The following is a 26,573-nucleotide window of genomic DNA, read 5'->3' on the forward strand; positions in this document are numbered from 1 at the left end:
GGGAACGAATGAATATAGAAATTTGGCAAATCATCGTATTATCACTGTTAGGATTTTATGTCATCATCGAAAATTTAGGGATCAATGTGATTGCTAACCAAGCACTGATCGTAGGTACCATTACAGGTTTAGTAATGGGGGATCTGACCACTGGATTGGCAGTAGGTGCGACATTGCAATTAATGGGATTGGGTATTCAAGCTTATGGAGGAGCAAGTGTCCCAGATTATATGACCGCTTCGATCGTGGGAACTGTTTTTGCGATTACGAGTGGAAGAGGTGTGGAATTTGGTATCGGATTAGCTGTTCCAGTAGCATTGTTGATGATTCAGCTAGATATTTTTGCTCGATTTTGCAATGTGTTCTTTCAAAAGAGAATCGATAAAAATATTCGTTTAGCTGATACTAAAAAAATAAGAATTTATCACTTGTTGGGAGCAATGAGTTGGGGATTATCACGAGGAGTACCTATTTTTATCGTCTTTAGTTTTGGTGACCGAGTGATTCAAATTGTTTCAGATGTAATTCCAGAATGGTTGACTGGCGGGTTGGCAGTTGCAGGTGGCATGTTACCAGCAGTCGGTATCGCCATTTTATTAAGATTTTTACCAGTTAAAAATTTCATTACGTACTTGATGATTGGGTTTTTGGCAGTTGCTTACTTAAAGATGCCTATGTTTGGCGTGGCTTTATTAGGATTGGCTTTAGCCATTTTACAATTTAAGAATTTGATCGGAAAGCAAAACAATCTGACACAAGTGGCTCAAGCTGATGTAAATGGAAAAGGAGGATTAAGTGCTGATGAGTACGAAGATTAATCAAAAAGACCTAGATAAAGTAAGTATCAATTGGTTGTATGGTAGCCAATTGTCTTGGAACTACGAGCGAATGATGGGTGGGGGCTATTTGTACTCCATGTTACCGATCATCGAAAAACTCTACGGCGACGATGAAGAAACCAAGATTGCCATGATGAACATGCAAAGTCAATTTTTTAATACCACACCACATATGGGCGGTTTTATTTTGGGAATCGATATCGCTACTGAAGAAGCGGAAGGCAAACAATCAAAAGATACGGTGTCTAGTTTGAAAACTGGATTAATGGGTTCATTTGCTGGTGTCGGGGATACGATTTTTGGGGTATTGTTCCCAACTGTTTTTGGTTCAGTGGCTTCCTATTTAGCTCTACAAGGAAACGCGATCGGAGTTGCTGTTTGGGTATTAGTGAATCTGGCGATTTTAGTCTTTCGATTTTTCTCTGTAAGAATAGGTTATACTCAAGGCGTGAAATTAGTGACTAGTATGTCCGGACATTTGAATGCGTTGACCAATGCTGCTACTTTATTAGGGGTCACGGTGATTGGTGCCATGATTCCATCGGTGATCAATGCCCAAATTACTTGGACCTTTAAAACGGGAGATGTCGAACTTAACCTTCAAGAAACACTAGATCAGATCATGCCGATGATGATTCCAGCCCTTTTAGTGGGTGTCATTTATTGGTTGTTAGGCAAAAAATACTTTAATTCAACAAGAGCGATTTTAGCGATTATGGTGTTATCGATTTTATTAAGAGTATTCGGAATCATGTGATTTTCTAACTAAATGAGGAATAATCATAAAAAGGAGAGAGCCTTATGACACTCGCATTTTTTGAAGAATGTAAAAAATTAACTGAAACATTAGAGAAGTATGAAACAGAAAATATAACGAAAGCAGCCCAAATCGTAGCCGATGGAATTATGAACGGTGGGATTACGCAGGCTTTTGGTAGCGGACATTCCCATGCAGCAGCGCTAGAAATCAGTGGGCGTGCAGGTGGATTGATACCGTCAAAACTGATTTTAGATCCTGCGGGGGGCATGTATGAACAACATGCTGGTGTCGGACGAACACTCATGCACAAAGTGTCCATCCATCCCAATGATGTCTTTTTCCTGATTTCTAATTCTGGAAGAAACCCCATGGCAATTGAAATGGCTGAGGAAATCAAAAAGCGTGGAAATAAATTGATCGTGGTCACGGCATTGGCTGCCTCTAAAGCATCCACTTCACGACATGAAAGTGGAAAGTTATTGTATGAATTTGCAGATGTTGTTTTAGATAACCACTCTGTTTATGGTGATGCGGTATTACCTGTTGATGGATTAGAGACCAAAGTCTGCGGGACTTCGACATATGCGGCTACATTGTTACTCCAACAAACGATGTTAGAAGCCATTGAGCGAATGGTTGCTCAAGGTTTTGAACCGCCAGTTTATTTAAGTGCGAATATCGATGGGGGACACGAACGAAACCTAAAAATCGAAGACCAGTATGCAGAGAGAATTTTCCATATTTAGTTTCATGAACATATCAAATGATTGACTGAGAAAAAGCACATAAAAAAGAACGTTTAAGGTGGGGACAACCCAACGCTTAAACGTTCTTTTCCTATTTAGTCATCTAAACCAATCAAATAATCGTCATCTTGCATTGCTTCCACATGCCCTAAGAGGTAGCCATTTCCCACTTGTGAGAAGAAATCATGGTTGCTGGTACCGGTAGAGATACCGTTCATCACGATTGGATTGACATCATTCGCTGTATCTGGAAAAAGTGGATCCATTCCCAGGTTCATCAATGCTTTATTGGCATTGTAGCGCAAGAATGTTTTTACTTCTTCCGTCCAACCGATTGGATCATACAGTTCCTCGGTATAACGTTCTTCATTTTCGTACAATTCATATAATAAATTATACATCCAGTCTTTTAGCTGTTCTTGTGCTTCTTCTGATAGTTCATTGTAACCTAATTGGAATTTGTAGCCAATGTAAGTCCCATGAACAGATTCATCTCGAATAATCAATTTGATGATTTCTGCTACATTCGCTAACTTATTATTTCCTAAATAATAAAGAGGAGTATAAAAGCCGGAATAAAATAAGAATGTTTCTAAGAACACACTAGCGATTTTCTTTTCTAAAGCTGTGCCATTTTTGTAGATTTCATTGATACGTTCCGCTTTTTTTTGTAAATAAGGATTTGTATTCGTCCATTCAAAGATTTCTTCGATTTCTTTTTTTGTATTCAATGTACTAAAAATGGAAGAATAACTTTTTGCATGGACCGATTCCATAAATTGGATATTGTTCAATACAGCCTCTTCATGCGGCGTACGGACATCCTTACGCAGCTGATCCATTCCGCTTTCTGATTGGACAGTATCGAGTAAAGTCAGTCCACCGAAGACATGGCCAACCGTATCTTTTTCTAACTGTGACAGTGTCCGCCAGTCATCTAAATCATTAGACAAAGGAATACGGGTATCTAACCAAAATTGTTCAGTTAGTTTCTCCCACGTAGATTTATCAATGATATCTTCAATTTCATTCCAGTTTATTGCTTCATAGTAAGTTTCTGACATGAGAAATGCTCCTTTATTTAAATTACCTGTCTGTTCATTTTTTGCTTACTTGTTTTAGATGACACAACTTTCACATTGATTGCTGCCGATTTCTTCTGCATCATCAGTAAACGTCCGAACGTAATAAATTGATTTGATTCCTTTATGGAAAGCGTAGTGACGTAAGATATTCAAATCACGTGTTGTTTGTTTAGTCGTTGTTTTCCATTCATATAGACCTTCTGGGATTTCAGAACGCATAAATAGGGTTAAACTCATTCCTTGATCTACATGTTGTTGAGCAGTTGCGTAAATGTCAATGACTTTTCGCATGTCCATGTCATAAGCTGAAGTATAGTAAGGAATTGTTTCATTTGACAGATAAGGCGCTGGGTAATAGATTTTCCCGATTTTCTTTTCTTGACGCTCTTCGATCATGCGTGTAATCGGATGAATACTTGCACTAGTGTCATTGATATAAGAAATCGAACCATTCGGCGCTACAGCTAGACGATTTTGATGGTATAAACCATCGGTCATGATCGCTTGCTTTAAGTTTTCCCAATCTTCAGCAGTTGGAATAAAGATTCCTTCAAATAAAGCTTTTACTTTATCAGATTTTGGTTGGAATTCTCCAGTAACATATTTATCAAAATAGCTTCCATCTGCATAAGCAGATTTTTCAAAGTTATGGAAGACTTGTTTTCTTTCACGAGCAATCGTATTACTTTCAACTAATGTCCAGTAATTTAAAAGCATAAAGTAAATATTTGTGAAATCTAAGGATTCTTCAGAGCCATACGCCATTTGTTCCTTCGCAAAGAAAGTGTGTAAGCCCATTGCTCCTAGTCCGATCGTATGATTCAATTTGTTTCCATTTTGGATTGGAGGGACAACATCGATATCGGAAGCATCTGTGATGTAAGTCAATGCCCGTGTCATCGTACGCACAGACTGACCAAAATCAGGGCTGTCCATCAAGTTAACGATGTTAGTCGAACCGAGATTACATGAGATGTCCGTTCCTAATACTTCATATTCTTGTTTTCCATTGATAACAGAAGGTGTTTGAACTTGTAGGATTTCCGAACACAAGTTACTCATGATGATCTTTCCGTCAACTGGATTTTCACGATTAGCTGTATCAATATTGATGATATAAGGATAACCGGATTCTTGTTGTAATTTCGAAATTTCATTTTCAAGTTCACGTGCTTTGATTTTTTGTTTCCGAATATTAGGATTCGCTACTAAATGATCATACTCAGCAGTGATGTCGACATAAGAAAATGGCACGCCATATTCTTTTTCCACACTATAAGGACTGAAAAGATACATTTCTTCATTTTTACGAGCTAACTCGTAAAATTTATCAGGGACGATTACACCAAGTGAAAGTGTCTTTACTCGGATCTTTTCATCTGCATTTTCTTTCTTGGCAGAAAGAAAAGCAATGATATCTGGGTGGAAGACGTTCAAATAAACGACACCAGCACCTTGACGTTGACCTAATTGGTTTGAATAGCTAAAACTATCTTCAAATAATTTCATAACAGGGACAACACCACTTGCTGCTCCTTCATAACCTTTGATCGGTGCACCCGCTTCACGTAGGTTTGAAAGAGTGATCCCAACACCACCACCGATACGTGATAGTTGTAAAGCAGAGTTGATCGAACGACCGATAGAGTTCATATCATCAGTTACTTGTGTCAAGAAACAAGAAACGAGTTCCCCACGACGTTTCCGACCGGCATTTAAGAAAGAAGGGGTAGCAGGTTGGTAACGTTGGTGGATCATTTCATCTGCTAAAGACAGCGCCAATTGTTCATCACCATTAGCAAAATAAAGTGCGTTGAAAGCTACTCGATCTTCATAAGATTCAAGATAAGCAGTCCCATCATTCGTTTTTAACGCATATTGTGAATAAAATTTGTAGGCAGCCATAAATGATTTAAAGGTAAAGTGTTGTTCTGCTAAAAATTGATAAAGTGATTCAATAAATTCAGCAGAGTACAGTTGGATAAATTCTGACTCTAAATAGTCGTTTTCAATCAAATAATTGATTTTATCCATTGCTGTTGCAAACGTCATCGTGTTTGGTTTGACATTTTCCTCAAAAAAAGCGGTTAGCGCTTCTTTATCTTTATTTAGCGGGATCTGACCATTTACTGGTCGATTGATTTCATTGTTTAATTTAAAGTAACTAACATCTTTTAACTGCTTAAGACTCATAAGTACGCCCAACCTTCATTCCATATTTTGATAGTGAATATTGTTTCGTGCTGTAAAAAAGGATTTGGGGAGTTTACGGCAAAAACAAGTGCCTCAATTCCATCAAATCCAATTCTACGTTCTTTTCCATTTCGATTGACTGGTGACTAACTAGCAAGTTTGCGAAGTTGATCTGGTCGAAACCCGATCACCGTTTGTGCATCTGACGTAATGACAGGAACACTTTGGAATCCTTGAGCTTTTAACCATTCAATTGCATCTGGTTGTTCGTCGATATTAACTTCTTCAAAATCGATTTGGTTGTCAGTTAAAAAGCGTTTGACCATCTTGCATTGCATACAATTATTTTTAGAAAATATTTTGACATTCATGTGTATTGCCTCCTCCACAGCTCTTGTTTATCTATAATGAATAGTATAAAACTATTAGTAAAAAAGTCAAACAACAAACACTACATCTTGTGTTGTGGAAACTGTGGAATACTATGTTTTGTGGTTTTTGAAAAACAGCTGAAAACAAGTAACAGGGGAAAAAATACTTGTTTTAGTACAGTGAAGGTTGTGGAAAAATCCCCGAAAAGATTTTTTTATCTCCTTATTAAGTGGTTAAATGAAAGTTCGCTCATAAAATCACAACGTTCGTTGACTTTATCAAGTAACGAGAGTATTCTTATTGAGAATGATTCTCAATGTATGTTGATAAATGAAGTAAATAATAGGGAAAATAAATAGAAAGAACTATCATGATGTTTTTCACAAGAAGGAGATGAAAATCGATTTATGAATTTGAATGCTACTTTATCTTTAGATGCCACTGTCCCTTTAGAAGAAGCGAAGCTAAATCTTGTTTACCAAATTGAAAAATTGCAAACGAGTGAAGCAGTCAAAAAACATTTGCAAAATCTCGGTATAATCGTTGGAAGTAAACTCGTTGTTATCAATCGATCAGGAAGTAATGGAATCGTCCTGCTAAAAAATAATCGGATCGCGATCGATCGAGAGTTGTTTAAACAAATTTTAGTGAAAAAGAACGAACTTTCTAAGGATAACTGGACTTCATTAGATCAACTGACTGTTGGAGAACGAGGAATCGTTGTAGGGATACATGGAAAAGGCGCTGTTAAACGGCGTTTGATGGATATGGGTGTAACGAAAAATGTTCCTTTGACCGTAAGAAAATTAGCACCACTAGGAGATCCGTTAGAAATTACCTTGCGAGGGTATGAGTTAACGCTTCGTAAAGAAGAAGCAATGTTGATCCTTGTGCAAAAAGAGGTGTAAAAAATGAAGGTAGCTTTAGTTGGTAACCCTAATAGCGGAAAGAGTAGTTTATTCAATGCCTTAACTGGTGCTAAACAATACGTAGGGAATTGGCCAGGGGTAACGGTGGAAAAAAAAGAAGGAAAAATGAAGAAGAATCCGATAATCAAGATTCAAGATTTACCTGGAATCTATTCCCTGTCACCTTATACACCTGAAGAAGTAATTGCGAGAGATTATCTGACCAACGAATGTCCTGATCTGATCATCAATATTGTCGATGCCACAAATTTAGAAAGAAATCTTTATCTGACTGCACAATTATTAGATCTAGGCATCCCCATCATTATCGGACTGAATATGATGGATATCATTAAAAAAAATGGCAAAAAAATCAATGTCGAAAAATTAAGTTATGGTTTAGGCATACCTGTGGTTCCTATCAGTGTATTGAAAAAAGAAGGGTTGGATAAACTCACGAAGAAAATCATTGATGCCTTCAAGCAGCCAAAAGAACAGAAGGTATCCTTACTAACTAATTATGACGATCGACTAGAAGCTGCAATCCATGAAATCGAAGAGATATTAGGAAAAGATCAGCCTTTTCAACGCTGGTCTGCCATCAAATATTTTGAGCGTGATCCACAGTTATGGGAAAAACAAACAATAACGACAAAACAAGAAAAAGAAATTGAGCAGCTGATTCGTCTGACAGAGAGACTATTTGATGAAGATAGCGAAACAATAGTTATTAATGAACGATATGAATGGCTAACGCAACTTACTGCACTTTGTGTCGTGTCTACGGATTCATTTCGCTTGTCCATCAGTGATAAAATCGATCGAATCGTTACTAATCGCTGGTTCGCTTTACCAATTTTTGCTTTTGTCATGTGGCTGATCTATTATTTAGCGATTCAAACAATCGGAACAATGGGAACTGATTGGATCAATGACACGTTATTTGGCAGCTGGTTGCCACAACACGTCGAACAGGTACTGGTCAACTGGCAAGTGGCACAGTGGATGCAACAATTGATCCTCAATGGAATCATAGCAGGGGTAGGCGCAGTGTTGGGCTTTCTACCTCAGCTGATCGTCTTGTTCTTGTGTTTAAGTTTCTTGGAAGATTGTGGCTACATGTCACGGATCGCTTTTGTGATGGATCGTTTATTTCGGAAATTTGGTTTGTCAGGGAAATCGTTTATTCCTATGTTGATTGCTACAGGTTGTGGTGTTCCAGGAGTGATGGCTAGCCGAACCATTGAAAATGAGCAAGATCGGCGCTTGACGATCATGGTCACAACGTTTATGCCATGTTCTGCTAAATTACCAATCATTGCTTTGATTGCAGGAGCGTTTTTCCCCCATACTTCTTGGGTAGCCCCCTCTGCTTATTTTCTAGGTATGTCTTCCATCGTTTTATCAGGGATCATGTTGAAGAAGACGAAGTTATTTGCTGGCGATACCGCACCATTTATTATGGAACTACCAGCGTATCATTTTCCACAAGGAACAACGATTTTACGCCAAACCTATGACCGCAGTAAATCATTCGTCAAAAAAGCAGGAACGATCATCTTTGTTTCAAGTATTTTGATTTGGTTTACTTCTTCGTATAACTTTTTTGGTCAACCTGTTACGGAAGATCAAAGTATTCTAGCAAGTGTTGGACGGATTGTGGCTCCTCTTTTCCAACCACTAGGATGGGGGAATTGGCAAGGAACAGTAGCTACGATCACTGGATTAGTGGCCAAAGAAAATGTCATTGGGACTTTTGGTATTTTGTTTGGGCACAAAGAAGTAGCGGAAAATGGTCGAGAGATTTGGCAAGCATTACAAGGGACGTATACTTCCGCTGCTGCTTATTCCTTATTGTCCTTCAATCTGCTTTGTGCTCCCTGTTTTGCAGCAATCGGTGCGATCCATCGTGAAATGAATTCAAGGAAATGGACACTGATCGCAGTTGGTTATCAATGTGGGTTTGCTTACTTGGTAAGCTTCATGATTTATCAGTTCGCTCATTTATTAGAAGGCGGCTCTATCGTATTTTCGACTTATTTAGCAGGTATGGTTCTGATTGGATTAGGTTACGCTTTATTGAAAAAGCAGCAGAAGAAACAAGAAATTTTGACGTTATCATTAGAAGGTGGAAATTAAATGGCGACTTTTTTATTAAGTGTATTGATCTTTGGCAGTGCTGGTTATATCGTGTTTTCACGTGTCAAATCAGGAAAAACGTGTGATGACTGTAAAAGTGCTTGCCCAGTAAAGAAAGTCTAACGGATGAGAGATGATAAAAACAACGAGTGATGATCGAAAAACAGTTCATCGTTCGTTGTTTTTTTGAGTGGTTGATTCTGCTTCTTTTGATTTTTCTCCAAGGAACAGACTTAAAACCTTTTTAAGATTTTTTGCTTATTTTGATTTCCCATAGTAAGATGTAACTGAAAAAGAGAAGGAAGAGGAGAATAAATGGCAGGAAAGAAAAAAATTGTTCGTCCAAGATACCAACAAATCGCAGTTGATCTGGCTGAACGAATCGTGGAAAACCGTTATCAGGTGGGGGAGAAAATCCATGCGAGATCCACTTTAGCAAGTACATATAATGCTTCTCCTGAAACTACAAGAAAAGCAATCAATGTGCTAGTTGATCTAGGGATCATGGAGGTTCGCCATGGCAGTGGGGCATTCGTTGCCTCAAAAGAGAAAGCCAAAGATTTTTTATTGCAATACCAAGATGTTCAATCGATCCAAGAAACAAAAGCTGAAATTATGGCAAGTGTAGAAAAGCAACAAGAAGAATTGGATCATTTTTCACAATTATTAGATCAATTAGTCAGTCAAACGAAACGGATACATAAGATGAATCCTTTATTGCCATTTGAATTAACGTTGACGAAAGAAGCGACCCATCTTGACCGCTCCATCAGCGAGTTGAATATTTGGCAAGCAACAGGAGCGACAGTGATTGCGATTTCCCATAAAGAAGAGTTGCTCGTTTCACCTGGACCGTATGCCAAATTCACAGCGGGTGACACTGTACATTTCATTGGAAACGAATTTACCTTACAAAGAATGACTAATTTCTTCTATCCAGAAAACTAGTCCTTCAATTATTTTTTATCATCAAATTTTAATCTTGAATAAGCCTAACCGCTAGGGCTTTATTCAAGTTTTTTTTATTTTGGAAGCAAACAAAAAAGTCTCCTTTTTGACAAAGTGACTACACGATGTTAGTATAGTGTGGTCACTTTTTTCAGAAAGTAAAATGAATTTACATAAACATAAAAAAGGAGAAATTTGTTTGGTAAAGGTAGAAGTAAAAAATTTAACAAAAATATTTGGTAAAAAGACACAAGTAGCTTTAGAAATGATGAAGAATCATCAACCGAAGACAGATATATTGAAAAAAACCGGCGCAACGGTCGGTGTGTACGATGCTAGCTTTGATGTTCAAGAAGGCGAAATATTCGTTATCATGGGTCTTTCAGGTAGTGGGAAATCAACCTTGATTCGATTATTGAATCGTTTGATCGAACCAACAGCAGGAAACATCTATATCGATGGAGAAGACATCTCAAAATTGAGTAAAGAAGAACTTCGTGAAGTTCGTCGTCACAAGATCAATATGGTTTTCCAAAACTTTGGGTTATTTCCACATCGTACGATCTTAGAAAATACGGAATATGGTTTAGAAGTTCGAGGAGTTCCGAAAGAAGAACGCCAACAAAAAGCAGAACAAGCACTTGAAAACTCAAGTTTGCTTTCATTTAAAGATCAATATCCAAATCAATTATCTGGTGGGATGCAACAACGTGTGGGGCTAGCTCGAGCATTAGCCAACGATCCAGAGATTTTATTGATGGATGAAGCTTTTTCTGCTCTTGATCCGTTGATTCGCCGTGAAATGCAGGATGAACTACTCGAATTACAATCAAATGTCCAAAAAACAATCATTTTCATCACCCATGATCTAAACGAAGCGTTGCGAATCGGTGACCGTATTGCATTGATGAAAGATGGTGAAATCATGCAAATCGGCACAGGGGAAGAAATCTTAACGAATCCTGCTAACGATTATGTTCGAGAATTTGTGGAGGAAGTGGACCGCTCCAAAGTCTTAACAGCTCAAAATATCATGGTTCCAGCGTTGACTACCAATATTGAATCAGATGGTCCGAATGTTGCATTGACTCGAATGCGCAACGAAGAAGTAAGTATGTTGATGGCAGTCGATAGAAAACGAAACTTAAAAGGAATCATTACAGCTGATCAAGCGCTAGAAGCCAGACGCCAAAAACGGCCGTTGATTGATTTCTTAGATGAAAATGTCACTGTCATTGGGAAAGACATGATTGTCAGTGATATCTTCAATATTATTTATGATTCACCTACGCCACTAGCAGTCGTTGACAACGGTAAACTTAAAGGGGTTGTCATTCGAGGAAGTGTGATTGAAGCATTAGCAGAATCAGGTGAGGTGAATGAACATGAATAATTTATTAAACTATCAATTACCCGTAGCAGATTGGGTTGAAAAATTGACAGAATGGTTTACGACTACGTTTGCAGGACTATTTGCTTTTCTACAAACGATCGGGCAAGCAGTGATGTCTGGGATCACTAATTTATTATTAGTTATTCCAGCGCCAGTGTTCATCCTTTTATTAACAGTCGTTGCATTCTTTATCTCTAAGAAACGTCCAGGACTGACCTTGTTTACGTTGATCGGTCTATGGTTTATTTACAATCAAGGGTTATGGTCTGATTTGATGAATACTGTGACACTTGTCTTATTGTCTAGTATGATCTCCATCATTATTGGTGTACCATTAGGAATCTTAATGGCAAAAAGCAGCAAAGCGCAAAGTATCATCAAACCGATCCTTGACTTTATGCAAACTATGCCAGGATTTGTTTACTTGATCCCAGCAGTTGCATTCTTTGGGATTGGGATGGTTCCAGGGGTATTCGCCTCAGTTATCTTTGCGTTACCACCAACTGTTCGTTTCACAAATCTAGGTATTCGCCAAGTACCAAAAGAATTGGTGGAAGCATCTGATTCATTTGGTAGTACCAGTTGGCAAAAACTGTTCAAGTTAGAATTACCATTGGCTAAAAGTACGATCATGGCGGGGATCAACCAAACCACCATGTTGTCACTTTCAATGGTCGTGATTGCTTCAATGATTGGAGCGCCAGGATTAGGTCGTGGCGTCTTGTCAGCATTACAACGTGCGCAAGTCGGAAATGGATTTGTTAACGGGGTAGCTTTAGTTATCTTGGCGATCATCATTGACCGTTTTACGCAACATTTGAATCAACCAAATAATAAAAAAGCGACAGGTGCGAACAAACAAAAAAGTAAAAAACGCCAAGGAATCATTATTGGAGCTGTAGTGGTTGTGATTTTAGGTGCCATTGGCTTAGGTAGTTTAGCTAATAACAAAGAAACGAAAAAAATCAATCTTTCATATGTAGAATGGGATACTGAAGTAGCTTCAACGAATGTAGTTGCTGAAGTACTCAAAGGAATGGGCTATGATGTGTCGATCACACCATTAGATAATTCCATCATGTGGGAATCTGTTTCTAAAGGAGAATCAGATGGGATGGTATCTGCGTGGTTACCAAAAACCCATGGTTCTCAATATGCACAGTACAAAGACCAAATAAATGATCTAGGTGCTAATTTAACTGGTGCTAAAGTTGGCTTAGCTGTTCCAAGCTATATGGATGTCAACTCGATTGAAGAATTAACCAATCAAGCAGGTAAGAAAATCACCGGTATTGAACCTGGTGCCGGAGTCGTCAATGCTGCTGAAAATACAATCAAGCAGTATGACAATTTAAAAGATTGGACCGTAGAAACTTCTTCTTCAGGTGCGATGACAGTGGCATTAGGTCAAGCCATCAAAAAGAAAGAACCAATCGTTATTACTGGTTGGACCCCACATTGGATGTTTGCTAAATATGACTTGAAGTATCTTGAAGATCCTAAAAAAGCTATGGGAAGTGCTGAAGAAATCCATACGATCGTCCGCAAAGGATTAAAAGAAGACCAACCAGAAGCATATAAGGTCTTAGATAATTTCCACTGGTCAGAAAAAGATATGGAAAAAGTCATGTTAGAGATCAATAACGGAAAAGATCCACAACAAGCAGCACAAGACTGGATCAAAGAAAATCAAAAAACAGTCGATAGCTGGAAAGAATAATGTTTAGGTAACTGATCACGAAAAGTTCGATCAAACTCTAGTAAATCATAATGAAGCGTTCTGAAAATAGTCTTTACTATTTTTGGAACGCTTCATTTTTTGTTAGTATTCAGAACTTTTTTATGTAACTCACTGTTGATGGGAAAAATACATAAGCCATGGTACTAAGGGAATGTAAAAGAGGCTATTATTGTTTGCTATTTTTATTCTATGATAAAATAGAAGATTTTCTTAAAAAATATAATAATTAAGTTCTTTATCTCTCAATATAATTTCCTTAACTAAATGTACATTTAAGGAGAAAAATAAAGTGGACAAACAAAAATTTGGCGATAAGAAAATAAAATATGCACTAAGAAAATTCCCATAAGGTGTTTTTTTTAAGACTATAGGCTCGGTATTACTCTATGGAATACCGGTAGTTCCTAGTGTTAATGAGGATCTCTTGCTTACAGAACCTAAGCGGGTAATTGAAAAACTGAATAAACAGGAAAAATTTCTACAGGTCGAATTTATCCCCATATTAAAAACTAATTTAAGCACAGTAGAACAAGAAAAAATCAGTACAGAGCTGCCTAAAACTGTTTTAACTAAAAATTAAAAATATTATTTAGTTTATAAAAAAAATAATCAACGTGTCTTGTCGGAAACAGATGATACAGGTTTATCACTGATTTATATCTATATTGATTCAGGTATGTTGCTAGCCAGCTGGATTTTATTGTCTAAGAAAGCATAAAAATCTAAATTTTTATTTAGTATTTTATTACTGAAGGCTTTTACCGGTAAGAACGTATTAAGTTTATCTATGATAGGTCACCCCTCGGTAGAACATTAGCACCAAACATTTGAAGTTCCCATTGGTAGTAGACTCCCACAAATTGATCCCAATATTCATGAGTATACTTTCTAAGGATACGTGCATACAGAAGAAATCCCAAATAATCATGTACCAACGAATTCATTAACAAGTACGAATGTTGTGACAACTTCAAAAAATGAAATGGACAATCAAGCGCAATCAATGAAAAAGATTTGTTCAAACCAATTACCGTCAATTGAAACAGTCTACGGACGATTCATTCTTCTAATGAATTCGAGATACTATTCCAAGATGCTTTGAATAAAGATTTAACACTAGCGAAACAAAACAGAAAAATGCATTATATGGATGATTTAAAAGCGCAAGTAATGAAATCTTATCATTTAGCAACACATGACTTTGAAAAATCAATCTTTCAATAAAAAAACAAGAATCAATTACATTTTTGATTTTTTTTGTGATTCTTTATTTAAAAAATTTTTTCTAGTTCATAGAGACTTTTTGAGTGAAAAAATGGTGTAAATTCCAATTTTTTTATAAAGGCATAAACGAAATTATTTTTAGACAAAATGTCAAAACTGTTAATTCATTATAAAAAAGAAAAGATGATAAATTAAAAGAAAAAGTGAGGAAATCAGTTTGGTATATTGAAATCAATCATAAAAACCGATAGTAGAAAGGTGACCAAAAGATATTGAAACAAAAATTTTTGATTGCGGGAATTTGTTTTTTTACAGGTGTCTTATTGGTGGAAGTTATTTCACTGCGGGCTTTACATTTAACAAAAACCACCGTAACGCAACAAACAATTACCTCATCACAGACAATAGAGACATCGAAAGAACAGGAGCTTAAGCCTTCTACAGCAACAACTAATACGGAAACTAAAGCACAAAAAACGATTGCACTCAGTTTTGACGACGGACCAAATGGAACAACGACACCAAAACTCTTAAAAATTTTGAAAGACCAACAGATACATGGCACGTTTTTTGCGTTGGGCCAAAATATTCAGCTATACCCTGAAGTTGTGAAACAAGCAGTCATGGACGGTAATGAAGTTGGAAATCACTCATATGATCACCAAGATCTCACGAGACTCTCTCTGGAATCAGTTGAGAGTGAGCTCAAAAAAACGGACGAAGAAATTAAAAAGGTGACAGGTAAAACAGCTGCGTTCGTACGTCCACCATACGGGAGTACATCAAATAGAGTCGCTCAACTAATTAAACGCCCCATCATTTTATGGTCAGTTGATTCAGAAGATTGGAAAACCAGAAATTCGGAAATGATTGTACAACGTGTTCAAAATACCGTTCATAATGGGGCTATCCTGTTATTCCATGATATCTATTCGGAAACAATCAATGCGATGCCTCAAATTATTGAATATTTAAAAGGACAAGGGTATCAATTTAAAACAGTTGGAGAATTACTTGGCTATCCAACTGCAGTAGAATGCTATTACGGTAAAGATGATCACAGAAAGGTGCCATAATGCAAGGAGGGTATCAGTTAGTTTCTCACATGATTGGAAACGGATGTTAGATGAGGAGATGCTATAGCAAAAACAGCCTATTTAAATTTTTATGAATCATCAGCTTGATACTAAAAAAATAGGAAAATTTGTACAGCGCTCTGTTTTTTAGAGTAGCGATCGAAAGCTAAATGATAAGTAGAAGTTGAAACAAAAGTGTTTAGCATCAAGAAATAAGAAGGGACTTCCTGAAATTTCTTCTCAAATTTTTTGAAGATGCTACTTTTGTTTCAGTCTCCATACTTGGAAATTTAAAAATGAGCTCTAAAACGATCATTTATGAAAAAATTTTTGAGAAAACATGATATCTTCCCACTAATGGGAAATCAATTACTATGAGGGTTCATTAAAGCAAACTGATCAGGTGAAGATTGTCTTGTATGATCAAGATTACCAAGAAATCAGTCGTCAAATGGTGCCGATGTCTGTAGAGCAAGTCTTTGATATCAAAGGACAATCAGTTGATGGGAATCCAAATAAATTATTGATCAAGTTCAAAGATCAACAGCTAACGATCAGCGAAAATTATCTACCGGGTCGGTCAGTAATGATGAATGATCAATTTAAAAATAAACTGTATTTCAGTATCTCAGTAATGGGGCCTCAAGGAGAAAATCTTTTTAGTATGTCATGGAATGGAAATAGTCGCGTTTCAAATCGACAAATGGGAACCTTCGAAATTCCAAATGGAAGTACGATTAGCATGTATCATGCGCAAGGAAATACTCTTTTTGATACAAACGATAATGTAACTTTAAGAAATAAAACAGGTAATAATTATACGTATAAAGTTGAAAATGATCGATTGGTGTTAATCAACGTGTCTTAATTAATATTGGGTTACATGTTATTTCTTCCCAGAGCGCGGTGTTTTTAGTAATCAGTCAAAAAATCTCAAAACATCTTTTTCATGTTTTGAGATTTTTTGTTTGAGACGAGCATTTGGAAAAGACTAGCGTACTTTCATTTGTGACTAGTCTACGTCATGCCGAATTAACTCAGGCATCTTCGCTGTCAGCTGACTCCTTGCAAAATCTAAATCATTAAGCCAGTCTTTAATCTGTTCTTTTGCTAGGATTAAGGGCATGCGATCATGAACGGGAAGCACTGATTGACTTGGTTGAGTGGTCAAAATGATTGATTCGGTTTCAAATCCAGCTTCATTTTTATGGATCCGATAAAAACCACCGACATAAAGGACGGACGTTTGACTGTCAGTGAACATTACTTTGTGTTTGTCAGAATCCCATTCATAAAAACCCGACATTGGGAAAACACAACGAGTCTCTTTGAAAGGGTGAGAGAATGTCTTTTTTTCTTCCACAGTTTCTGCTCGAGCGTTGATCATTAGCTGTCCTTTTTTAAAACCGGTAAAGCCCCAACGAGTGATACCTGGCACAACAACGGATTCTTGATTAAGACCTAATGTTACTACATGGTTCGATGGAAAAATTTCATTTTTTCCAATGTGGATTTGCCGACTTTCTGCTTGTGGCTTTACTTGTTCATAATATTTTTTCAGCTCATCGGATGCTAAATCAAAAAAATAACGTCCACACATAATTTTTTCCTCCAATCACTAGTTGATAAAACGATCCAATAGTTAGTTAATGGTTGGCAAAAGGCTGTCTCATCAACTAAATAGGATCCCAAGGTGTACGAACTTCTCTGGTAATATGTCAAAAGGGCTAGACTTACTTTGTTTCATTGAAACTTTAATTAGATTGTAACGATAAATGCTCTATTAATAAAGTAAACGCTATCATTTTGTTGCGATGAAGAGATCTGTTAGAGGAAGCAATGTGGTTTAATTAATTGAAGGTTTGGCGGAGTTCATTCATTCGTAGTTTTTTCCAAAACAATACTAAGTGATCAATTAAAAGAATATATCCGAAAAACAAAAAATGTCATCACGTACACTCTTTTCGAAACTACCGAAGTAGCCAAGAATGTACTGATGACGTGGGTTTGGCACCCAATGGGCCGTGAGGGGCTCGAACCCGCGACCCGCTGATTAAGAGTCAGCTGCTCTACCAACTGAGCTAACGGCCCAATAAATTTATGAAATATTTACTGAATATTACTTAATAATAGTAGCACTGTGGATTTTAAAATGCAAGACTAGCTTAAAAAAAATCATAAAAAACTTTACGTCTTTATAGAAATTCATTCATAGTTTATTCACAAATGCTCAGTATGATATAACCATACCAACCAACAAAAGTTCTTGCAAAAGAACTAACCCTAACACTTTTTCATTTTTACTCCTTCCCGCCATTTTTAATGGCGGGTCTCCTATTTTAGTAGGTAAAACCATGCAAATGATCCACTTCCTCAAATCCTGCTGCGATCCCTTTTTGTTCCAAAAGCGTTTCATTATTTTTTTGTAACGTTACATAGATTTCTGTACTGGCTTTTTCACGAATCACTCGATTCATCAATCCTTTGTGAGGCGCCATTAATGGATGTCCGTCTTTTTGCAGGACTGCCAGTGTTAATTTAAGCTGTTGTTGTTTGATCGTGATAACTAAATAGTCTTTTTCTTGGACGATCGATAAAATTTTAGCTCCGTAGTAAGTAGCAAAGCGATATTCTTCGCTCTGGATCTGCAACACTGCGATGATTCCCAAAAAACGTCCACCAAGAAATGGAATTTCTGCTGCAGAAAAGAAAAAACGTGCATCGGACGTCTCAAATTGATTACACTGGGCCCATACATAAGTTGCAGGAAAAGAAGAGCCCCAATCTTTTTCTACATAACCAATCCCCTGATCAAAATCAATGGGTTGATCATTCCAGACTAATTCTCCCTGTAGTGAATGTTTCATGCTTAATATCCCATGGTAACATTCCATAAAAGCGAAATAAGAAAAAGGACCCATGATACTAGGAGCATAGTAGGTCCGATGGATAGGTGTAAAATCGCCATAATCAATCGTTCCATGAATCGACAGATTGTCATTGGTTAACGAAAGAGAAATACCCTTTTCACTAAAGATATTTTCACCAATTTTTATGAAAAAATGTTCTTTTTCGATAAAGAGTTGCGCACTATCAAAATAAAAAATCTCGGAATGTTCATGACTGATTACTTGTATAAAGGGAGACTTTTCGCCATTTTCCGCAATCGAATAGCCAGGAATGAAAGCATAAACGTTATTTCCGATTTGATGTTTAAAATACCATCCTTCAAAAAAAGGGTGGGTTTTGTTTTCTCCTTGAAAAAATTTATCTGTTGGAATCATCTTTATTTCCCTCCATTCACTCTTATTCAGTGTACCATGCCGAATGGACTGAAGGTTTCAAATAAGCTTAGAAGTAAGCAAGTTACTATCCGTAGGTCTTAAGGAATCAGAAAAGTAAGAAAAAATAGCAAACAAAGAACCAAGGTATCTGTTTAAGGAGGGAAAGATTTTTTTATTTTAGGTATTCGCAAGTAAAATTGTTTTATTTTCTCTAGAAATTTAATATAATTGAATTACCTAGTTAAAAAAACTAGATTGGATGTTTTTAATAACTCTAATAAGATGTTTGTGAAAACAACAAAGGAGAACAAGTAATGGAAAAAATGCGACAACAATTAATTGAATGGGGAAAAGAACTGGAAAATTATCATTTACCTCAGTGGGATGAACTTCCTGATTTAGAACTTTATATGGATCAGGTCAGAACGTTAGTTGATCGCTATCTTTCTCCTGTTATCCGAGGGGAGAAACATCCATTGTTGACCTCTTCAATGGTAAATAATTATGTGAAATTAGGGCTAGTTCCAGCGCCCATCAAAAAACGATACAACAAAGAGCATGTTGCATTTTTAATTGCAATTACATCATTGAAGCAAGTTCTAACGATTCCGGAAATTAAAGAAGGAATCCTCTTTCAAGGGAAAACGGTTGGTATCCGTGAAGCCTACAATCTATTTTGTCACGAACAAGAAAAAGCCATCAAAATGGTTAGCCAATTGGCTCAAGGAGAAGTCTATCCACAGATATTGGAGCAAGAGATACCCGTAGAATATATCGCAGTTCGATCGGCGACCTTATCATTTGCGATGAAATTGTTGGCAGAAAAAACGATTAGTCTAGAAACTGAGTATTTAATTGAGGAGAAAAAAAATGAAAAATAAAGTGGCGATTTTAGTAGACTCTGGGACAGACGTTCCACAAGAGCTAATTGAAAAATATCAAATGTATGTGATTCCATTAAAGATTATTTATAAAGATCGAGTATATACTGATAAAGTTGATATTACTCCGGAGGAAATCTATCAAAGATTACCTCAAGAGATTCCAGGAACATCTTTACCTGATGGCGAAACAATTACCAAAATTTTTGAACAGATCAAACAGGACGGCTATGAAAAAATCTTAGCAGTAACAATCTCAAGTGGATTAAGTGGTACGTATAACATCGTTCGGTTGATTGCCCAACAACAAGAAGAATTGGAAGCGTATGTACTAGATACTAAGAACATTGGGATCGGAGCAGGCTTTTCAGCAATTCAAGCAGCTAAATGGTTAGAAGAAGGAATGGAATGGTCATTATTGATTGAAAGACTCAATGAATTAGTCAAACAGACCAAAGTATTCTTTAACGTGGCAACCCTTGAATATTTACAAAAAGGGGGAAGGATTGGGTTAGTTGCTTCTATATTAGGAACGGCTTTAAAATTAAATCCAATCATTTCTTGTAATGATGAAGGCATTTACTATACAGTGGGCAAAGCAAGAGGTCGTAAAAAAAGTCTAGATCGAACTGTTTCCTATGTGAAAGAACGAGTTGGAACAGCTAAAGTCTTTAACTTAGCCGTTGCGCATGGAGACGCCAAAGAAGAAGCAACTGAGATGATGGCTAGATTGAAAGAAGAATTTCCACAAGCGCAACAAATCTATTTTGGTCAAATATCCCCTGCACTTGTTGTTCATACAGGTCCTGGTTTGTTAGGCGTCGGGGTTCAAGTATTAGAAAAGTAATCAGAAAAATAGCTATTCAACAAAGTCAAACAGCTTAAAATAGCAAAGAAGAGGTTGAAATAAAAGTGTTTAGCATCGAGAAATAAGAAGGGATTTTCGAAAATTGAAACGAAACATAAATACTAGTGTTTGCTGTTAATTGTTATCTACTTGGCACTTCTCAAATTTTTGGTAAATTTCGGCTTATTTCCGAAGATGCTGCTTTTGTCTCACCGTTTATTCGTTTTTAGAGATACTAGAAGAGACTGAGGCAAGTTTTGCCTTAGTCTCTTTTTGATCGTTTTTGATCGTTTAGCTAAGAATGACTCTGAGCGATAGGAAAGATAAAAATCAACATTTTACAACTTAAACAAAAAAAGATAAATATTATATAGCTTAAGTAGCGATGTATTTGGCAGCGTAAAATGTTATAATACGAACTATTAATAAAAAGAGGTGGTATAAATGAAAAAAGTAGGATTTGTAATGGTTATTTCAGCTTTTCTTCTTGTTGGTTGTGGCACAAAAGGAAATAAAGCAGAAGAATCAAAGGCTGCTTCATCCAGTGAAACTCAAACAATGACTAACTCTTCAAGTTCAGCCAAACAAGCATCATCACAAACCCAATCTACTACGACTAACTCCCAGTCTGTCGCGAAAAATACGAATACTACGCAAAATGAAACAACGAGCGCATCAACGACAATCAGCAGCACCACCGAAACAATGGTCACTCCCGATCCGCTAAGTGGCTATACAAACGACCAAATTGAATATGCCCGTGTCTGGTTAGCAGTTATGGGTACACATTACAAAACCGATTTAGCCAGTGGGAATTTTAAACTTCATGTGTCACATTCAGCTGCTGGAGCAGCAGTCAATCCTTATGATAGCACGAGTTTGACTTTTCCAACTGAAACGGTCACTCTTTCAGGAGAATATGGTTATCAAAGTTTAGTTGTTTATTCAAGCAATCATAACGGTACGATCACTTGTTATCCTGTTCCGAGTCATTTTCAAGGTGATCCAAGAGATCAAGCAGCAGTGAAAAAGCAGGAACAAGAAATCCTTGATCAAGCAACGATTGTTTCGATCCCGACTGGCAATCCTGAAGATGTCAAAGAATTAATTGCAGTACAAGTTGTAGATAACTGATGAATACCGTCGTTTTCTATAAAAAATAAAATAGCCCTATCAATCAGTAAAACGAATCGAAAAAAATGCTATTTTTTGATTCGTTTATTTTTTGTCACCAAAAACAAATAAAGGATAAACAAAATGAGGACTCAAGTGAGAAGTGTATGTTTTCTGTAAGGCTTTTTTTACAAAGATGAAACATCTTGGAAAATACGTTATAATGGGAGAGTATGACAATAATAAAAAAGAGGTGGCTCTTTAATGAAAAAGATTTTAGTTGTCGATGACGAAAAGCCGATTTCGGATATCGTCAAATTCAATTTAGCCAAGGAAGGCTATGATGTTTATACTGCATATGACGGGGAAGAAGCCTTAGAAAAAGTCACTGAGGTGGAACCTGATTTGATCTTGCTAGATTTGATGTTACCAAAAATGGATGGCTTAGAAGTCGCGCGTGAAGTACGGAAAACCTACGACATGCCGATCATTATGGTGACTGCAAAAGATTCTGAAATCGATAAGGTATTAGGACTGGAATTAGGTGCTGATGATTACGTGACGAAGCCTTTTTCTAATCGTGAACTAGTGGCTCGAGTGAAAGCCAATCTTCGTCGTGGCGCAACTGCTACCAAAGAAGTAGAAGAAATTGCCCCTTCTGAACTCGTGATTGGTGACCTGACGATTCATCCGGATGCTTATATGGTAACGAAACGAGGCGAAACAATTGAATTAACGCATCGTGAATTTGAATTGCTTTTTTACTTAGCAAAACACATCGGACAAGTGATGACACGAGAGCATTTGCTGCAAACCGTGTGGGGCTATGATTACTTTGGTGATGTGCGAACTGTAGATGTAACCGTGAGACGTCTACGCGAAAAAATTGAAGATAATCCAAGTCATCCTAATTATTTAGTGACACGGCGAGGTGTTGGTTACTATTTACGTAACCAGGAACAGGAGTAATTGATGAAAGGAAAAGTGCGCTTTTTTCGATCAGTCAATTTCAAAATTGCGATCACGTTTATTTTGATCTTACTGATTTCGATTGAGATTATTGGTGCCTACTTTATCCGAGGGTTAGAGCGTTCAACAATCAATACATTTATCAAAGATATGAATCAAACAGTTGAATCTTTAGCGACCACGATCAGTCCCGAATTAAATCGTAAAGACAACGCAGACATTGAAGAAGTCAATGCCAATATCAAACGATTCATTGAAAACAATGCCTCGAGTGACATTTTAGAGATTCGAGTTATTGATGAAAAAGGGATTATACGTGGGACAACGGATGTTAGTGATCAAAGCTCAATCGGTAAGAAAAACGATTATGTAGATATCAATGATTTCACAACAAAAAGGTATGTCGCATTAGATAGTGACGATAAGCGAGTGAATATCAATATTCAACCGATCCTGTCCCCGACCGGCGATGCCGTTATCGGGGCTCTTTACGTCAAAAGTAATATTGAGCAAAAATATTCTGAAATCAATAATACTGCGATTATATTCTTCACAGCTTCGTTGATCGCAGCCCTGATCTCCATGGTCGTATCAGTCTTAGTCGCACGGTCGATCACTCAGCCAATTGGCGAGATGCGAGAGCAAGCGATTAGGATTGCTCGGGGAGATTATAGTCGTAAAGTTAAAGTCCATGGACAAGATGAATTAGGGCAACTGGCGGATACATTCAACCAGCTGGCTGAAAGAATCGAAGAAGCTCAAGACACGATGGAAGCGGAAAGGAATCGGTTAGATAGCGTCCTGTCACATATGACAGATGGTGTCATTGCGACCGATCGAAGAGGTAAAGTCATTACGATCAACGATATGGCTGTTTCTTTATTGGATGTCAAAAATGAAGATGCAATCGGTCAGTCGATTTTGACTTTGTTAGATATTGAAGAAGAATATACATTACGTAAACTGCTAGAAGATCCAAATGAAATGGTACTTGATCGTTCAACTGGATTAATGGAAAGCGACCAAATGATTTTACGAGTAGATTTCTCCATGATCCGCAGAGAATCAGGTTTTATTAGTGGATTGGTAGCCGTATTGCATGATGTAACAGAACAAGAAAAAACAGAAAGAGAACGTCGTGAATTTGTCTCGAACGTGTCTCATGAACTTCGCACACCGTTGACAAGTATGCGTAGTTATATTGAAGCTTTAAGTGAGGGAGCTTGGAAAGATGAAGAAGTTGCTCCTAATTTCCTAAAAGTAACGTTAGATGAAACAGATCGAATGATCCGCATGATCAATGACCTGTTGAATCTTTCGCGAATGGATACAGGAAATACACAATTACAGTTAGAGTACGTCAATTTTAATGAATTAGTCAATTTTGTTCTTGACCGCTTTGATATGATGGTGGGTAACCAAGAAAAGAACTATACGATTAAACGGGAATTTACTCAAAGAGATCTTTGGGTAGAGATTGATACCGATAAAGTAATCCAAGTGATTGATAATATTATGAATAATGCGATCAAATATTCTCCAGACGGTGGAATGATCACATGTCGTTTGTTGGAAACACACAATAATGTGATTTTAAGTATTACTGACCAAGGACTTGGGATTCCTAAAAAAGATTTGAATCGGGTATTTGAACGATTTTACCGCGTGGATAAAGCGCGTGCGAGAGCCCAAGGTGGAACAGGGTTAGGATTGGCTATCTCTAGAGAAGTAGTCAAAGCCCACCGTGGCGCAATCTGGGCAGAGAGTAAAGAAGGAAAAGGATCAACCTTCTATATCTCGTTGCCATATGAACCATATGAGGAGGAATGGTGGGAATGAAAATTTCTGAAAAAGTTATTCGAATAGGATTACTCCTAATGATTGCTTTAAGTATCTACCTCTCATATGCCATTTGGCTAAGTCCAGCAGGTAAAACCTCGGTTAATTTTGACGAATCCAATTCACAGATGATCGATTCACAAAACTACCGAAAAGCATCTGAAGTTTTTCTTCCATTACATGTGACTTGGTTGCATTCAGGACAAATAAAGGAAACAAATAGTGAAAATCTTGTTTCTCGCCTCCAAACAGTCATCGAGGGCGCTCGATTTGGCAGAGTAACAGAAATCGTCAATGGCGATAAAGAGAAATTTGACAAGCTAAAAACTATTCAAGAAGGCATTGAGCTTACTTATAATGCGCCGCTGCTACTTAGTGAGTATAAAGAAGCCTTTCATCTAAGTTTGGATTTTTCAGCGCTTCCTAATCGGACAGATTCTATTTACTTTATGCGTATCCAGTTTGATAAAAATGAGAACAAAGTGCGATTCCTTGATTTTGAGACGGATTCCATTTACGAATCGAATCTTTCAGTTGATTGGAAAGAGTTGGAAAAAGAATTAAAGGCAACCGATAGTACGTGGACAGAGATGGAAAAAACGCCTTCGATTGTTGAGACACAATATGAAACGAAAGATAAAATCAAATTAAAAAAATATAGTTATATCCTGTCACAACAACCATATACTTTGTTTAGAAATGCCTTTTTCCAAAAACCAGATGAGGTCAAAACAAATAATGAGAGCAATGAACTGCTTTTTTATGATGGAAATGAGACGATGAGGATCCATTCAGAAACACAAATCGTTGATTTTCGGGGAGAAATCGGACAAGACAACGTCACAGCGAATATTTTCTCACAAAGTTTTCCATATATTAGTAAATTAGGCAATTCATTAGGAAATATGCGTTATTTTGATCGAGAGAACAATCAGATCGATTATCGAATATTTGTAGAAGGATTTCCTGTATTTGGTTCAGACAGTAAAGGGAAAGTTGAGATTGAAATTGGAGCGGATCAAGTAGATTCACAAGTGAAGATCCAAACCAGCTTGAATACGATCCAAGTACCGATTCCATCTGATGAAGAAGTTGAATTGCCACAAACAGAAAAAGTCATCCAGAGTCTTTTGGATAAAGGGGCAGACAAAGAAAAAATCGAGTCGTTGATTGTTGGCTACACGTGGCAAAATATCAAGGAAACGAATCGAGTCGTCGATTTATTACCTGAGTGGTATGTAAAATACCAAGGTCAATGGTACGCTGTCAATGATTTGCTTGGACGATTACCTGAAACGGAGGCGAATTAAATGGATTTCAAAAAAATTGAATGGATTTTTTTCGTTGCTTTTTTAGGGTTAAATGTTTTTTTATTTAGAAGTTATCAAGAAACGATCAGCCAAGAAAATAATGTGATCCGATCAGGACAAACCGAATCCATTCAACAACGACTTTCTAGTGATGACATTTCTTATACTGGTAAAATCTCTTCAGAAAGTAGACAAGGGTATTATTTAAGTGCGGAGGAAACGGACCTTAGTAAGGAACTGGACAGTCAACGTCATGGGACAAGTAAAAAAGGACTGTTGAGTAGTGGGATTGTTTTCAATGACAATGTTTTAACAAAAACTTTATCTGAGACAGAATCAGAAAATAGTATTTTTGATCCTGATAAAATGGGAAGTTCAGTGAATAGCTTTTTAAACAAAAAAAACAATGTACTCTTTGGTAGCGATTATGTTTATATGAAGAATTTTTCTGATCTAGACAGCGCAACGCCGGAAGTACAAGCGAGTCAGAAATATGATGGTCTACCTTTTTATGATGATACAGCAAAAATTGTGTTTTCACTGAATAAGCAAGATAAAAGTTATGCTGTCACGAAGTACACGCAGACACATTTATCCGATATTGAACAATTACGGGAAAAAACAGAATTACACACAGAAGAAGATGCAATCAAAACATTGTATGTAAATAATAAGATTTCTCGAGGTTCAAAAATCCTTTGGAGGCAGCTTGCTTACTCTTGTATTTTGAAAGTGCGAGAAAAGAATGTGTATGTTCCAGTCTGGTATGTGGCGATAGAAACGCCTGATAAATCGATCCAAGTAGAGTCGGTCAATGCATTTAGTAATACGATTGTAACAAATAATACGATTCCAAAGGTGGAAGATCATTAAAAAAGTAGTATAATGAAAAAAGTTTACAAAGTA

Annotated in this window: 23 protein-coding genes and 1 tRNA gene; 18 read left to right on the top strand and 6 right to left on the bottom strand. The window is 37.0% G+C overall.

Annotated elements, in window-relative coordinates:
* Positions 1–8: 8 nt before the first annotated feature.
* From IGJ32_RS02050 to IGJ32_RS02060, 3 genes are read left to right on the top strand one after another with little or no spacing between them, the layout of a single operon-like run.
* On the top strand, positions 9–818 hold the full coding sequence (locus tag IGJ32_RS02050; RefSeq protein ID WP_123875091.1) for a PTS mannose/fructose/sorbose/N-acetylgalactosamine transporter subunit IIC: 810 nt from the start codon (positions 9–11) through the stop codon (positions 816–818).
* Positions 802–1,596: a PTS system mannose/fructose/sorbose family transporter subunit IID gene (locus tag IGJ32_RS02055; RefSeq protein WP_010720070.1), complete on the top strand. Its 795-nt coding sequence runs from the start codon at positions 802–804 to the stop codon at positions 1,594–1,596. The genes IGJ32_RS02050 and IGJ32_RS02055 overlap by 17 nt, the downstream gene beginning before the upstream one ends.
* A 44-nt stretch (positions 1,597–1,640) precedes the next feature.
* Positions 1,641–2,345: an SIS domain-containing protein gene (locus tag IGJ32_RS02060; protein WP_010720069.1), complete on the top strand. Its 705-nt coding sequence runs from the start codon at positions 1,641–1,643 to the stop codon at positions 2,343–2,345.
* 95 nt (positions 2,346–2,440) lie between these two features.
* Here IGJ32_RS02060 and nrdF read toward each other — a convergent pair whose 3' ends face one another.
* From nrdF to nrdH, 3 genes are all read right to left on the bottom strand, one after another.
* Positions 2,441–3,409 carry a class 1b ribonucleoside-diphosphate reductase subunit beta gene (gene nrdF / locus IGJ32_RS02065; protein WP_010738448.1) on the bottom strand — a complete coding sequence of 323 codons (969 nt, stop codon included), beginning with the start codon at positions 3,407–3,409 and terminating at the stop codon, positions 2,441–2,443.
* Positions 3,410–3,463: 54 nt separating this feature from the next.
* Entirely contained in the window at positions 3,464–5,623 is a 2,160-nt protein-coding gene (gene nrdE, locus IGJ32_RS02070) for a class 1b ribonucleoside-diphosphate reductase subunit alpha (protein WP_010720067.1), read from the bottom strand.
* A 146-nt stretch (positions 5,624–5,769) separates the two neighbouring features.
* Entirely contained in the window at positions 5,770–5,994 is a 225-nt protein-coding gene (gene nrdH / locus IGJ32_RS02075) for a glutaredoxin-like protein NrdH (protein WP_010738447.1), read from the bottom strand.
* 408 nt (positions 5,995–6,402) lie between these two features.
* Between nrdH and IGJ32_RS02080 the strand changes: the two genes are divergently transcribed.
* The 8 genes from IGJ32_RS02080 (at position 6,403) to IGJ32_RS02115 (ending at position 16,292) form a co-directional block, all read left to right on the top strand.
* Entirely contained in the window at positions 6,403–6,903 is a 501-nt protein-coding gene (locus tag IGJ32_RS02080; RefSeq protein WP_010720065.1) for a FeoA family protein, read from the top strand.
* Positions 6,904–6,906: 3 nt separating this feature from the next.
* Entirely contained in the window at positions 6,907–9,042 is a 2,136-nt protein-coding gene (gene feoB, locus IGJ32_RS02085) for a ferrous iron transport protein B (RefSeq protein ID WP_088745395.1), read from the top strand.
* Complete coding sequence (locus IGJ32_RS02090; RefSeq protein WP_053765766.1) at positions 9,043–9,165, top strand: hypothetical protein; 123 nt, start codon at positions 9,043–9,045, stop codon at positions 9,163–9,165.
* 192 nt (positions 9,166–9,357) lie between these two features.
* Positions 9,358–9,990, top strand: coding sequence for a GntR family transcriptional regulator (locus IGJ32_RS02095; RefSeq protein ID WP_010720062.1), 633 nt, complete (start codon positions 9,358–9,360; stop codon positions 9,988–9,990).
* A 199-nt stretch (positions 9,991–10,189) separates the two neighbouring features.
* Complete coding sequence (locus IGJ32_RS02100) at positions 10,190–11,383, top strand: quaternary amine ABC transporter ATP-binding protein (RefSeq protein WP_010720061.1); 1,194 nt, start codon at positions 10,190–10,192, stop codon at positions 11,381–11,383.
* A complete protein-coding gene (locus IGJ32_RS02105; protein WP_063626546.1) occupies positions 11,376–13,103 on the top strand; it encodes an ABC transporter permease/substrate binding protein in 1,728 nt (575 codons plus the stop codon). Before IGJ32_RS02100 ends, IGJ32_RS02105 begins: the two co-directional genes overlap by 8 nt.
* A 1,517-nt stretch (positions 13,104–14,620) precedes the next feature.
* On the top strand, positions 14,621–15,424 hold the full coding sequence (locus IGJ32_RS02110) for a polysaccharide deacetylase family protein (protein WP_202607881.1): 804 nt from the start codon (positions 14,621–14,623) through the stop codon (positions 15,422–15,424).
* 415 nt (positions 15,425–15,839) lie between these two features.
* Entirely contained in the window at positions 15,840–16,292 is a 453-nt protein-coding gene (locus IGJ32_RS02115; RefSeq protein WP_342081646.1) for a hypothetical protein, read from the top strand.
* Positions 16,293–16,436: 144 nt separating this feature from the next.
* Here the strand turns inward: IGJ32_RS02115 and IGJ32_RS02120 are convergent, their stop codons facing one another.
* The 3 genes from IGJ32_RS02120 to IGJ32_RS02130 all read right to left on the bottom strand — a co-directional run bounded on the left by IGJ32_RS02120 (position 16,437) and on the right by IGJ32_RS02130 (position 18,708).
* Positions 16,437–17,024 (bottom strand): SOS response-associated peptidase, encoded by a 588-nt coding sequence (locus IGJ32_RS02120; protein WP_053765762.1) that lies wholly within the window; start codon positions 17,022–17,024, stop codon positions 16,437–16,439.
* A 418-nt stretch (positions 17,025–17,442) separates the two neighbouring features.
* A tRNA-Lys gene (locus IGJ32_RS02125) sits at positions 17,443–17,515 on the bottom strand.
* A 248-nt stretch (positions 17,516–17,763) separates the two neighbouring features.
* Complete coding sequence (locus tag IGJ32_RS02130; protein ID WP_081127709.1) at positions 17,764–18,708, bottom strand: tocopherol cyclase family protein; 945 nt, start codon at positions 18,706–18,708, stop codon at positions 17,764–17,766.
* Between the two features lie 314 nt (positions 18,709–19,022).
* Here IGJ32_RS02130 and IGJ32_RS02135 point away from each other — a divergent pair, with 314 nt between their 5' ends.
* The 7 genes from IGJ32_RS02135 to IGJ32_RS02165 all read left to right on the top strand — a co-directional run bounded on the left by IGJ32_RS02135 (position 19,023) and on the right by IGJ32_RS02165 (position 26,540).
* Entirely contained in the window at positions 19,023–19,589 is a 567-nt protein-coding gene (locus IGJ32_RS02135) for a DUF1836 domain-containing protein (protein WP_010720056.1), read from the top strand.
* Positions 19,579–20,436, top strand: coding sequence for a DegV family protein (locus tag IGJ32_RS02140; protein WP_010738442.1), 858 nt, complete (start codon positions 19,579–19,581; stop codon positions 20,434–20,436). The genes IGJ32_RS02135 and IGJ32_RS02140 overlap by 11 nt, the downstream gene beginning before the upstream one ends.
* Positions 20,437–20,880: 444 nt before the next feature.
* Positions 20,881–21,570: a hypothetical protein gene (locus IGJ32_RS02145; RefSeq protein WP_053765760.1), complete on the top strand. Its 690-nt coding sequence runs from the start codon at positions 20,881–20,883 to the stop codon at positions 21,568–21,570.
* Between the two features lie 243 nt (positions 21,571–21,813).
* Entirely contained in the window at positions 21,814–22,518 is a 705-nt protein-coding gene (yycF, locus tag IGJ32_RS02150; RefSeq protein ID WP_010720053.1) for a response regulator YycF, read from the top strand.
* Between the two features lie 3 nt (positions 22,519–22,521).
* A complete protein-coding gene (gene walK / locus IGJ32_RS02155; RefSeq protein ID WP_010738440.1) occupies positions 22,522–24,357 on the top strand; it encodes a cell wall metabolism sensor histidine kinase WalK in 1,836 nt (611 codons plus the stop codon).
* Positions 24,354–25,667 (top strand): YycH family regulatory protein, encoded by a 1,314-nt coding sequence (locus IGJ32_RS02160; RefSeq protein WP_010720051.1) that lies wholly within the window; start codon positions 24,354–24,356, stop codon positions 25,665–25,667. The genes walK and IGJ32_RS02160 overlap by 4 nt, the downstream gene beginning before the upstream one ends.
* On the top strand, positions 25,668–26,540 hold the full coding sequence (locus tag IGJ32_RS02165; RefSeq protein WP_010720050.1) for a two-component system regulatory protein YycI: 873 nt from the start codon (positions 25,668–25,670) through the stop codon (positions 26,538–26,540).
* The last annotated feature ends 33 nt before the right edge of the window (positions 26,541–26,573 follow it).

This window comes from Enterococcus sp. DIV1639a (assembly GCF_050530445.1).
Taxonomy (GTDB): Bacteria; Bacillota; Bacilli; order Lactobacillales; family Enterococcaceae; genus Enterococcus_B; species Enterococcus_B hirae.

What these genes read in the sequence shown, in the direction of transcription:
- nrdF (WP_010738448.1), bottom strand. Translation starts at nt 3,409, where the DNA reads ATGTCAGAAACTTACTATGAAGCAATAAACTGGAATGAAATTGAAGAT.
- IGJ32_RS02140 (WP_010738442.1), top strand. Translation starts at nt 19,579, where the DNA reads ATGAAAAATAAAGTGGCGATTTTAGTAGACTCTGGGACAGACGTTCCA.
- yycF (WP_010720053.1), top strand. Translation starts at nt 21,814, where the DNA reads ATGAAAAAGATTTTAGTTGTCGATGACGAAAAGCCGATTTCGGATATC.
- IGJ32_RS02060 (WP_010720069.1), top strand. Translation starts at nt 1,641, where the DNA reads ATGACACTCGCATTTTTTGAAGAATGTAAAAAATTAACTGAAACATTA.
- IGJ32_RS02105 (WP_063626546.1), top strand. Translation starts at nt 11,376, where the DNA reads ATGAATAATTTATTAAACTATCAATTACCCGTAGCAGATTGGGTTGAA.
- IGJ32_RS02145 (WP_053765760.1), top strand. Translation starts at nt 20,881, where the DNA reads ATGAAAAAAGTAGGATTTGTAATGGTTATTTCAGCTTTTCTTCTTGTT.
- IGJ32_RS02135 (WP_010720056.1), top strand. Translation starts at nt 19,023, where the DNA reads ATGGAAAAAATGCGACAACAATTAATTGAATGGGGAAAAGAACTGGAA.
- IGJ32_RS02095 (WP_010720062.1), top strand. Translation starts at nt 9,358, where the DNA reads ATGGCAGGAAAGAAAAAAATTGTTCGTCCAAGATACCAACAAATCGCA.
- IGJ32_RS02165 (WP_010720050.1), top strand. Translation starts at nt 25,668, where the DNA reads ATGGATTTCAAAAAAATTGAATGGATTTTTTTCGTTGCTTTTTTAGGG.
- IGJ32_RS02130 (WP_081127709.1), bottom strand. Translation starts at nt 18,708, where the DNA reads ATGATTCCAACAGATAAATTTTTTCAAGGAGAAAACAAAACCCACCCT.
- IGJ32_RS02120 (WP_053765762.1), bottom strand. Translation starts at nt 17,024, where the DNA reads ATGTGTGGACGTTATTTTTTTGATTTAGCATCCGATGAGCTGAAAAAA.
- nrdE (WP_010720067.1), bottom strand. Translation starts at nt 5,623, where the DNA reads ATGAGTCTTAAGCAGTTAAAAGATGTTAGTTACTTTAAATTAAACAAT.
- nrdH (WP_010738447.1), bottom strand. Translation starts at nt 5,994, where the DNA reads ATGAATGTCAAAATATTTTCTAAAAATAATTGTATGCAATGCAAGATG.
- IGJ32_RS02050 (WP_123875091.1), top strand. Translation starts at nt 9, where the DNA reads ATGAATATAGAAATTTGGCAAATCATCGTATTATCACTGTTAGGATTT.
- IGJ32_RS02090 (WP_053765766.1), top strand. Translation starts at nt 9,043, where the DNA reads ATGGCGACTTTTTTATTAAGTGTATTGATCTTTGGCAGTGCTGGTTAT.
- walK (WP_010738440.1), top strand. Translation starts at nt 22,522, where the DNA reads ATGAAAGGAAAAGTGCGCTTTTTTCGATCAGTCAATTTCAAAATTGCG.
- IGJ32_RS02160 (WP_010720051.1), top strand. Translation starts at nt 24,354, where the DNA reads ATGAAAATTTCTGAAAAAGTTATTCGAATAGGATTACTCCTAATGATT.
- feoB (WP_088745395.1), top strand. Translation starts at nt 6,907, where the DNA reads ATGAAGGTAGCTTTAGTTGGTAACCCTAATAGCGGAAAGAGTAGTTTA.
- IGJ32_RS02055 (WP_010720070.1), top strand. Translation starts at nt 802, where the DNA reads ATGAGTACGAAGATTAATCAAAAAGACCTAGATAAAGTAAGTATCAAT.
- IGJ32_RS02080 (WP_010720065.1), top strand. Translation starts at nt 6,403, where the DNA reads ATGAATTTGAATGCTACTTTATCTTTAGATGCCACTGTCCCTTTAGAA.